Origin of the sequence: Leptolyngbya sp. FACHB-36 (assembly GCF_014695955.1) — a bacterium.
Taxonomy (GTDB): domain Bacteria; phylum Cyanobacteriota; class Cyanobacteriia; order Leptolyngbyales; family Leptolyngbyaceae; genus FACHB-36.
Genome location: NZ_JACJPG010000627.1, coordinates 1 through 2,588 on the forward strand (window position 1 = coordinate 1; position 2,588 = coordinate 2,588).

The 2,588-nt window shown below is 55.9% G+C and carries 3 protein-coding genes and 1 pseudogene; 2 read left to right on the top strand and 2 right to left on the bottom strand.

The window, feature by feature from the left end; genetic code table 11:
- Both H6F43_RS18985 and H6F43_RS18990 read left to right on the top strand, forming a co-directional pair.
- Positions 1-180 (top strand): annotated as a pseudogene (locus H6F43_RS18985) (pyridoxal-5'-phosphate-dependent protein); the annotation flags it as partial.
- A gap of 8 nt (positions 181-188) precedes the next feature.
- Positions 189-593 (top strand): thioesterase family protein, encoded by a 405-nt coding sequence (locus H6F43_RS18990; RefSeq protein ID WP_347272441.1) that lies wholly within the window; start codon positions 189-191, stop codon positions 591-593.
- 46 nt (positions 594-639) lie between these two features.
- Here H6F43_RS18990 and H6F43_RS18995 read toward each other — a convergent pair whose 3' ends face one another.
- Entirely contained in the window at positions 640-1,689 is a 1,050-nt protein-coding gene (locus H6F43_RS18995) for a YihY/virulence factor BrkB family protein (RefSeq protein ID WP_190344398.1), read from the bottom strand.
- A gap of 133 nt (positions 1,690-1,822) precedes the next feature.
- Positions 1,823-2,419, bottom strand: coding sequence for a hypothetical protein (locus tag H6F43_RS19000; protein WP_190344400.1), 597 nt, complete (start codon positions 2,417-2,419; stop codon positions 1,823-1,825).
- Positions 2,420-2,588: the final 169 nt, after the last annotated feature.

The window sequence follows — 2,588 nt, forward strand, 5'->3', positions numbered from 1 at the left end:
ACCGGAGCACTGGCAGCCGCAGCCATTTTGGAAGGAATCATTTCATCACCTGGCGCACGCATTGGCGTGATCATCAGCGGCGGCAACGTGGATTTGAAGCAGGTCGGCAAGCTGTACGCCAAAGCAGGCAAGCCGCCCAAAGCAGAGGCACGGGTGCCTTGGGCACGAGAACTGAGCTAGAGGATGCCATGTTCACGACTCAACTGCGCGTCCGACACTACGAGATGGATGCCCTAAGACACGTCAACAACGCCGTTTATCAGCACTATTTAGAGCAGGCGGCGATCGAGCACTTGGGCTTTACGGTCGATCGCTACCGCGAACTCGGCGGCGTTTTTGTGATGCGGCGATTGGAGATCGACTACCTATGTCCGGCAGTAACAGGCGACACTCTAGGCGTAACCACTTGGGTTGGCAAAATGCGCGGTCCTCGTGCGGTGCGCCGCTACGAGATTCGGCGACAGGGCGAAGACGCTCTGCTAGTCACAGCAGAGGCGACTTGGGTTTGGGTCAGCGCTAGCACCATGCGTCCGCAAGCGATCCCCCAAGACATTATCGGCGCGTTTGAGCCAGTTACCTCTGGTGGCTCTTAGGTAGCTTGCACGCAATTCGCCCAGAAACGTGAATTCAATTACCCGCTTATCGACGGCGACGGCGGGAAGGTTGGCGGCGTAGGCTGCTTGCCAGCGTCGCGATCGATCCCAGCATGATAGCGGCGTAGCGACCGTAGCCAGGCTTGTGGGCGCGGCGGGTTGCAACTGGGCGATCGTTCTCAAGACGGGCAGGCATTTCGTCGCGATCTGGGTTGCCTTTGTTAATTCGGACGGCGTGCTTGCTGGGAGGAAGATCAGAGCCGCGATACTTGGCATAGACTTGGGTGAACTCTGCCCCAAACAAAATGATTTGAGCCGAGTAAAACACCCAAATTAAAATTACGACCAGCGATCCGGCTGCGCCATAAGTTGATCCCACGCTGCTACTGCCGAGGTACAGCCCGATGAGAAACTTACCAAAATTAAACAGCAGCGCCGTGACCGCCGAGCCAACCCACAGATCTTTCCACGGAATATCTACATCCGGCAGAAACTTGTAAATCGAGGCAAACAGCAGCGTCACCACTCCGAACGAGAGGACAAAATTCAGCACCTGCCCCACAAGCACGTAGCCCGGAACAAAATTGCCGAAGAAATTGCCAATTCCCGCCAGCACCGCCGATAGCACCAGCGATACCAGCAGCAAAAATCCTAGCACCAGCACCATTGCAAAGGACAAGAACCGAGATTGGACAAAGCTGCGAACGCCCAATCCCGGTTTTGGCTTAACTTCCCAAATTGTGTTCAGCGCATCTTGAAGCTGCCCAAACACACCCGTCGCCCCAAAAATTAGCGTCACAACCCCGATAATCGTCGCCACGAGTCCGCCCGATCCAGGTTTCTGGGTGTTTTGAATCATCCCCTGAATTACCTCGGCTCCTTCCCTGCCGACCAATCCCTGAATCTGACCGACGATTTGCCCACGGGCGGCATCATCACCAAAAATACTGCCCGCGATCGCAATGGCAATCAGCAGCAGTGGAGCTAGAGAAAATACGGTGTAATACGCCAAGGCGGCTGCCCAGAGCGGTACTTTATCTTCGTTCCACTCGGTAAACGTATCCTTGACTAGCTTAAAAACATCGTTAGCTTTCATGGGTTAGCGGTTAGTAATTAACGATTAGGATTATTTATTAGTGATCGTCTCGGCAGCGCGGATAGTGACATCCTCCTGTGCAGCGCACCGAATGGCATCAATCTCAAGAGAGGACTGTGGCGGTTCTTTGGGACTACTTCTTTAGGCGGCGGAGTAACCCCATAGTGATAGCGACTGCAACGCCAGATCCAAGCAGCGCTGCGATCGGTGCGGCTGGAACCGTCGGCTTGCTCTCTGGCGCTTGTGAGGAATTGACAGCTTGTGATTTGGGCGAAGGACTTGCAGCAGTTCCAGCCGTGACGGTAACGGTGTAGCTGACGTCAAAGGGCTTGAAGGTTTCTCCACCTTTGGGACTGCCGCTCAGCGCCAGCGTGTATTGCCCCGACTGGGGAAACACGATCGTTGCACCCGGAATGCCCCGGTACTGTTCAGCGTCGATCGGCTTCAGCGCAGGCGCAACCACCGGAGCAGCGGCTGTGCGTGGAACCGCGCGGACCATCAGTTTGCAGTTGCACTGCTCCAGCGAAATCAGTCGTCCGCCCTGCCGCGTCAGCGCAAACCAAGCCAGTGATGGCTCCCCTGACTTCGGATTATGGTTCGGTTCCAGATGCATTGTCACGGCGACATCTCCGGCAACTTCGACGTTGTGCGCCAGCGCAGGAATCGGTGAGGCGAGAAGGAGTGCGAGTAAAGCCGTGCGGATATTCATGCGGCGATCAAGGTAGAGCAATTCATTTGGGAGGCGTGTAGATTTTCTCCAGCCGCAGAACAGACCAGACGCTGCGAGACCGGATCAGTAGCACCGTCAGAACGCCGATGCCTAACAGCAGCGAGCAGAGCTTTTGACGCACAGTCCACTCCAAGCTGCCGAGGTAGCTGGACCCAATCAAGATCGTGTG

Excerpts from the sequence above, each read along its gene's own strand:
- H6F43_RS18995 (WP_190344398.1), bottom strand. The coding sequence starts at position 1,689 with ATGAAAGCTAACGATGTTTTTAAGCTAGTCAAGGATACGTTTACCGAG.
- H6F43_RS18990 (WP_347272441.1), top strand. The coding sequence starts at position 189 with ATGTTCACGACTCAACTGCGCGTCCGACACTACGAGATGGATGCCCTA.